6 protein-coding genes are annotated in these 6842 nt (G+C 50.9%); 5 read left to right on the top strand and 1 reads right to left on the bottom strand.

The window, feature by feature from the left end; translation table 11 throughout:
• Together B5D32_RS15465 and B5D32_RS14135 are read left to right on the top strand one after the other, a co-directional pair.
• Positions 1-209 (top strand): hypothetical protein (locus tag B5D32_RS15465; protein ID WP_207651137.1); only part of this gene is annotated, 209 nt, incomplete at its 5' end.
• Between the two features lie 1407 nt (positions 210-1616).
• Positions 1617-1991 carry an ABC transporter permease subunit gene (locus tag B5D32_RS14135; RefSeq protein WP_078785607.1) on the top strand — a complete coding sequence of 125 codons (375 nt, stop codon included), beginning with the start codon at positions 1617-1619 and terminating at the stop codon, positions 1989-1991.
• A gap of 420 nt (positions 1992-2411) precedes the next feature.
• Here the strand turns inward: B5D32_RS14135 and B5D32_RS14125 are convergent, their stop codons facing one another.
• A complete protein-coding gene (locus B5D32_RS14125) occupies positions 2412-3278 on the bottom strand; it encodes an AraC family transcriptional regulator (RefSeq protein WP_078785606.1) in 867 nt (288 codons plus the stop codon).
• 339 nt (positions 3279-3617) lie between these two features.
• Here B5D32_RS14125 and B5D32_RS14120 point away from each other — a divergent pair, with 339 nt between their 5' ends.
• Genes B5D32_RS14120 through B5D32_RS14110 form a run of 3 tightly spaced genes read left to right on the top strand, consistent with a single transcriptional unit; the run spans position 3618 to position 6601 of the window.
• Complete coding sequence (locus B5D32_RS14120) at positions 3618-4853, top strand: ABC transporter substrate-binding protein (RefSeq protein ID WP_242943479.1); 1236 nt, start codon at positions 3618-3620, stop codon at positions 4851-4853.
• Positions 4854-4876: 23 nt separating this feature from the next.
• Complete coding sequence (locus B5D32_RS14115) at positions 4877-5761, top strand: carbohydrate ABC transporter permease (protein WP_078785604.1); 885 nt, start codon at positions 4877-4879, stop codon at positions 5759-5761.
• A 3-nt stretch (positions 5762-5764) separates the two neighbouring features.
• Entirely contained in the window at positions 5765-6601 is an 837-nt protein-coding gene (locus tag B5D32_RS14110) for a carbohydrate ABC transporter permease (RefSeq protein ID WP_078785603.1), read from the top strand.
• The last annotated feature ends 241 nt before the right edge of the window (positions 6602-6842 follow it).

Below are 6842 nucleotides of genomic sequence, written 5' to 3'. Positions count from 1 at the left end.
GGGGCAAAAACCCTGCCACATTACTCAAAATAAAACAGGCAAGCCGCAGATTAAAACGGCTTGCCTGTAGAATGACGATGCTGACGGTGATGACGATGTTTTTGATATACCCCTTTACCCTATCCCACGAACACCGTCATCATCGTCATCACCGTCACGCTTATAGTGAAATGACGCTTACAGTTTACTACTGCTCGAAACAAAAATAGTGATATTACGAGAAATACAAAATCAGAATGACGCAGATGACGCTAATGACGCTGAATCTGGGATATGGTATAGGGATATCCCCAAAACAGCGTCATCTGCGTCACTATCGTCATACAAGAGCAGCGAGGGGGTCTGGGGAACACCCCAGAAATGCGTTTGTGGATATCCAAACGCTATGCTAGCAAAACACGTTCTCGCCCAAAGCGGGGGCAATCAAGTCGGATACACATACAAATTCACATATACTCCAGAGTGAATCAGTTTAGATTCATCCAAAAATCTTGACTCAAAAAAGTGAATCAACTCTGATTCACTTTGATATAATCTGCTTAGTGGAGGAAAGAAGTGACGAATAAAAACATATGTAAAAAATATATTGTCAATGCAATACTGTTCTGAATCACACACAGGGGTAGTATTTTGCTCTATGTAACCGGCTGTCTGGAAGAAGCCGGTATAATCCTCGTCCGCACAGCCTTTGATGAAGATGTGACAGAAACGTTCATCATCTTTATCGACGATATAAATTCTTTCTACGATAGTCTGGATCAATGTGACCAGAACCTCCAGCTACGCATCTTTTGCATACTCTGCAAAAGATGCGTAGCCTTTCTTTTGTCATTTCCAAGTCACGGATGGCAATCATATTGTTTTTTCTTCCTTCATCTAGTTTGGAGAGCTGCTGCTCCGTTTCCCTCAGTTCTTCAGCCAGATTTTGCAAATCCTCTTGAATAAATCGTTTGACACTAAATAATCAGGGACAACTTCTCCCATGTTTTCATTTTTTCGTTATGGAAAATTGAACTTCTATGCAAATTGCGCAGAAGTCAGTAAGTAAAGCTCTATAGAGGAAGCCATCTATCGCCTGAAAAATATGGCACTGCTGGATTACATTACAGAATGTTATAAAAGCAAAAAAGAAAACCAATAAAACTGGTTATTCTTTTACTCAGGTAGAAATGAGCAACCAACAACGACAACCAGGCGTTCAAACAAGTTCATGTTTCCTACGGTTAAACCTAATGCAACACCGCACAATTCCCGCCTGACGGCTTGAGCATCCCTCAGGCGGATCTCCGCGCCAAGAGCCGCCGCAAGCGGCGGTTGCGCTCCGAAGCGCCTCGCTGCGGCTCGGTGTGCGGCACGGCATCTGCGTTGCCATAATACGATCTCCGTGCAGGATGCTGTAGAAACCCTCACAGAGGAATGCCGCGACAAGCCGAAAGAAATCTCCGACACCATGCAGCACGACCGCCAAGACATTACCGCCAACGATGTATATTACATTCGTTGACGGGGATGTCTTAGCGGTCTCTTCTTCTTATGCGTCCGGGGACGAATACAGTTCCCCGGTGGTCTCACCGGAAAAAGAGCAGGTGAGTACGCTGCGAGAAATAATGTGGGCAATGAACGAGGTTGATTTACACTACACGCACCGAAACGCTATCCCGTGTAGAGTTCAAGGGGGGCAACTTCTGGTTTGGCTGCACCGTCACGACGATGATGATTCCCTCTCAGATCATGGTTGTGCCACAGTACATCATCATGAAAAAGTCAGTCTGTCCAATACTCTGGTTTCCATGACGCTACCCTGGGTTTTCGGCTATGCGTTCTTCATTTTCTTGATTGTGCAGTATATGCGCGGCATTCCCCGCGATCTTGACGAGGTCGCTATGCTGGATGGGTGTTCCAAAATTGGTGTGCTGTTCAAAATCTTAATACCCATTGTACGGAGTAAACCGCTTTTATGTCACCTGCAACCGCATGACAACAAAGCATAAACTCCGAACAAATTTGAGCCTTAAAGCGTTTGCTATGGAAATACACCACGAGAGCTTGCTACTTGCAAGAGCAACTGACTCTTAATCAGTGGGCCCAGGGTTCGAGCCCCTAGAGATGCACCACAACAACAAAATCCGAACTTTTCCCAATAGGGGAAGGGTTCGGATTTTTTGTATTCTTTGGAAAGCAGAACGAATCCACTGCTTCCTTCGAAAAGCGTCCCGGACCGTATCATCAGAAAGCACGACAGACCACGGTAAGAGTGACGTAAGGCAGAAGGGACAAGAGTATGAAGTACGATGCAAGGGCCTGTCAGCTTAACATGGACACCGGTGCCGACAGGATTCGGTCTGACAAAGGGGGGCGTTTTTATATGTCGGAAAAATCGAAAGGCGTACAGCGCAGAATAAGACCCATTTTTATAGTGCAAGATGCTTTGCACGATAGTCCCGCGGGCTGATGCCATATACATTTTTGAACGCACGGGAAAAGTGAAGCTGATTGGGATAGCTGACCATGGTGCTGATGGTGCTGATGGGCAGGCGGCTTTCGGTCAGCAGCTGTGCCGCCCGTGCCATGCGGTAGTGCAGCAGGAACCCCTGCGGGCTTTCGCCCATGGTATCCCGAAACACCTTACTGAAATAGCTGCGGTTCAGTCCGCAGAAGGCGGAGATATCCTCGATGGAGATATCCTCGCTGTAATGCTGCTCTATGAAGGACAAAGCCTCCTTCATATAAAAGTCCCGCAGGCGGCGGGGGCTTTGTGCCTGATGGGAGGCAGAGGACTGCACAAGCTGATCCAGAAACAGAAAGCCGTAGCCGATCTGACGCATGGGGCTGTCCTGACTGTGATTTACAAGAAAGAGCATCTGCTCCTGCAGCAGCCGCCCGGCTTTGGCGCTTGCAGACGAGTACACAGGGTTCTGTCCGTTGATGCCTGCAAGGTTCAGGGCTTCGTGGGCGCGCAGACCGTCAAACTCGATCCAAGTGTATTCCCACGGATTCTGTTCATCGGCACGGTAGGTGGTGACCTCACCGGGAACAATCAGAAACCCATGTCCGCCCTCGATGGCGTATTCCTGCCCGTTTGCAAGCAGCAGCCCTTTGCCGGAGATGACATAGTGGAACAGATAGTGGTTGCGGGCATAGGGACCATAGGAGTGCAGAGGCTCTGTCCGTTCCCAGCCATATTGGTATAAGTTGAGATCGACGAATCGCTCATCCTGAAACACATGGAACTTTAATTTTGTTTCCGTTGACACGTTTCTTTTTGTACGTTCTTGCATACAAGACGCCTCCCGTCCGTTTTTTCTTATTATATACCAAAATGCGTGATGACTTCAACACAATTCGTAGTATTCCTTCAAATTGAGATATAACAAGTAGCATTTTTGCATTTACGAAGCCGCTGGCAAATGGTATAATAATCGTGCAACAAGAGAAAAGAAACTGTGCAATGTGACAATGCACAAAATTTTCTCACTACTTTTGTAAGAGCTGACAAAAGTAGGAAAAATCGCCCCGGCCGGTGCAGCACCATACGAAGCCCACACTTCGGAATCATGACTTTGGAGGAGAAAAAAATGAAAATCTCTCGCAGACATTTCGTAAAGGCAGCCGCAGCAATGAGTGCCGTACTTATGCTGGCAGGCTGCAGCGGTAACAGCGGCAGCAGTTCTTCCGGCGGCAAGACGGAACTGACCTTCCAGATTTGGGACGTTGCGCAGAAGGAAGGCATGGAGGCCATGTGTGCGGCCTACACCCAGCAGCACCCGGATGTCAGCATTGAGGTGCAGGTCACCAGCTGGAACGAATACTGGACCAAGCTGGAGGCTGCAGCCACCAGCAACCAGATGCCGGATATTTTCTGGATGCACACCAACGAGCTGCTGAAGTATGCCGACAACGGGATTCTGGCAGATTGCTCCGACATCGTGGAGAAGGACAAGTTCTCGGAGATTTCGCTGTCCAACGCCATGGGCTCCAACGGCACCCTGTATGCAGTCCCCAAGGACAAGGACACGGTTGGTCTGGTGTATAACAAAGAAATGTTCGATGCTGCCGGTGTTGCTTACCCGGACGAGAACTGGACCTGGGACGATCTGGTCAGCGCATCTGAAAAGATTCACGCTGCCACCGGCAAGTACGGCTATATGGCATACGCCGACGACCAGCTTGGCTACTGGAACTTTGTGTATCAGGCCGGCGGCTACATCCTGAACGAGGACAAGACCCAGGCGGGCTTTACCCAGCCTGCCACCGAAAAGGCAATGAAGTTCTACATCGGTCTCCAGCAGAACGACTGGTGCCCGGACCAGACCTACTTTGCCGAGACCGCTCCCGGCACCGCCTTCTTCTCCGAGAAGGGCGCAATGTTCCTGGAAGGCGACTGGAACATCCTTGCCGAGCTGCAGAACTACCCCGAAATGGTGGGCAAGTGGGATGTGGCTGTTCTGCCCAAGTGCCCCGACCCGGAAAGCGGCGACGGCCGTGCGACCATCTCCAACGGTCTGTGCTACGCCACTGCTGCCAACAACAAGAATCTGGATACCGTGAAGGATGTCCTAAAATTCTTCGGTAGCGAGGAGGGTCAGCGCATTCAGGGCGAAAGCGGTGCGGCCATCCCTGCCTATGAAGGGTTGGAGGAAACCTGGGCAGGCTGCTTTGCAGAGTATCCTATCAATATCCAGTGCTTCATTGATATGTTTGAGTACAGCGTCCAGAGCGTCAACAACGCCTCTCGCCCGGAGTGGAAGAGCAAGGTCAACGATGAGCTGCTGAAAATCTACGCAGGTACCGAGGATATTGAAACCGGCCTGCAGAATATGCAGGACATCGTGGATCAGGCCAGCGCGGGCTGAAAATGCAGCTTGGGAGGAACCAAATGAAAAGCACATCAAAACTGGGTCGGGATGGATCTTTCTGGGGGCTGGTCATGGTAGCTCCCACCATCATCGGTCTGATGCTTCTGAATATTATCCCCTTCTTCCAGACCATCTACATGAGCTTTTCCAAGACGAAAGCCTTTGGAGCTTATCAGTTCTGCGGTCTGGAAAACTACCTTGAAATGTTCCGCAATGTGGAATTCTGGAAGGCAAACTGGAACTCCCTCTACTTCTGCATCCTCACTGTGCCGGTGGGCGTTTTTCTGGCGCTGATCGTGGCGGTGCTGCTGAACGCAAACATCAAGGGAAAGACCGCCTTCCGTGCCATCTTCTTCCTGCCCATGGTGGTGGCTCCTGCTGCGGTAGCGATGGTCTGGAAGTGGATCTTCAATGCGGAGTACGGCATTCTGAATCAGGTTCTTGGCACGAACATCCGCTGGCTGACCAACCCCGGAATCGTTCTGGTCACCTGTGCCATCGTTTCCATCTGGAGCTCCATCGGCTACGATGCCGTGCTGCTGCTGTCCGGCATCCAGAACATTTCCCGGTCCCTGTACGAGGCTGCCGAGCTGGATGGTGCATCCAAGATCCGCCAGTTCTTCAGCATTACGCTGCCCATGGTGTCGCCCACCCTGTTTGTGGTGCTCATCATGCGCCTGATGGCCTCCCTGAAGGTCTACGACCTGATTTACATGATGGTGGAGCAGACGAACCCTGCGCTGACCAGCGCACAGAGCCTGATGTATCTGTTCTACCGCGAGAGCTTTGTTGCCGGCAATAAGGGCTACGCATCGGCCATTGTGGTGTGGACCGTGCTGCTGATTGGTCTGGTCACGATGGTGCAGTTCATCGGTCAGAAGAAGTGGGTCAATTACGAGGTGTAAACTATGAATGCCAGTCTGAATACCAGAAAGAATGTCGCAACGTTCTTTACCTATTTGGTCTTGATCCTCGGCAGCATCAGCATGATCTTTCCCTTTGTATGGATGGTGCTTACCAGCTTCAAGACGCAGGCCGAGTCTATGGCGATTCCGCCGCAGATCCTGCCCTCCCAATGGAATCTGGACAGCTTTGTCAAGGCATTGCAGAGTCTGCCCTTTACCAAGCTCTACATCAATACGGGTCTGCTGATCCTGTTCCGTGTGATCTTTGCGGTGGTGTTCAGCTCCATGGCGGGCTATGCCTTTGCCAAGCTGGAATTTCCCTGCAAAAAGCTGCTGTTCAGTCTGGTGCTGATGCAGATGATGCTGCCGAGCCAGATTTTCATTATTCCGCAGTACCAGATGCTGGCTAAGATGGGTGCCACCAACTCCATCTTCGCACTGGTGTTCCCCGGTCTGGTCAGCGCCTTCGGCACCTTCTTTTTGCGGCAGGCGTATCTGGGCATCCCCAACGAGATTGCAGAGGCATCGTATCTGGACGGCTGCAACAAGTGGCAGACCTTCGTCAAGGTCATGCTGCCGCTGACCGGCCCCAGCATGGCGGCACTGGCCATCTTTACGGCGGTGTTCGCTTATGCCGACCTGATGTGGCCGCTGATCTGCAACACCGATCTGAACATGATGACCCTGTCTGCCGGCCTTTCCACCCTGAACGGTCAGTACACCACCAACTTCCCGGTGCTGATGGCAGGCAGCCTGCTGGCCATGATCCCCATGGTAATTTTGTACCTAATCTTCCAAAAGCAGTTTATTCAGGGCATTGCCATGACCGGCGGTAAATAAGCCATTCACATTTTTCTTCATCACAGCCGACAGGCGGGTATCCGTTCCGACACGACAGCCTGTCTGTCGGCATTTTTGTTAAAGCAACACCGCACAATTCCCGCCTAACGGCTCAAGCACCGCTGCGGCGGCTGCGGCACGGCATCTGCGTTGCCAAAATGCTCGATAAGACATCCAGTATTATCTGCGCTTTTGGCTTAGCAGCTGCCGCACCTCGCTCGCCGTATCGGCACTTAGAATT

Source organism: Gemmiger formicilis (assembly GCF_900167555.1).
Taxonomy (GTDB): Bacteria; Bacillota; Clostridia; order Oscillospirales; family Ruminococcaceae; genus Gemmiger; species Gemmiger formicilis.
Note: the sequence above shows the minus strand (reverse complement) of the source record. Positions and strands in the feature narration are given on the sequence as shown.

Coding starts and splice junctions, on each gene's coding strand:
- B5D32_RS14110 (WP_078785603.1), top strand. CDS start 5,765: ATGAATGCCAGTCTGAATACCAGAAAGAATGTCGCAACGTTCTTTACC.
- B5D32_RS14120 (WP_242943479.1), top strand. CDS start 3,618: ATGAGTGCCGTACTTATGCTGGCAGGCTGCAGCGGTAACAGCGGCAGC.
- B5D32_RS14125 (WP_078785606.1), bottom strand. CDS start 3,278: ATGCAAGAACGTACAAAAAGAAACGTGTCAACGGAAACAAAATTAAAG.
- B5D32_RS14115 (WP_078785604.1), top strand. CDS start 4,877: ATGAAAAGCACATCAAAACTGGGTCGGGATGGATCTTTCTGGGGGCTG.
- B5D32_RS14135 (WP_078785607.1), top strand. CDS start 1,617: ATGAACGAGGTTGATTTACACTACACGCACCGAAACGCTATCCCGTGT.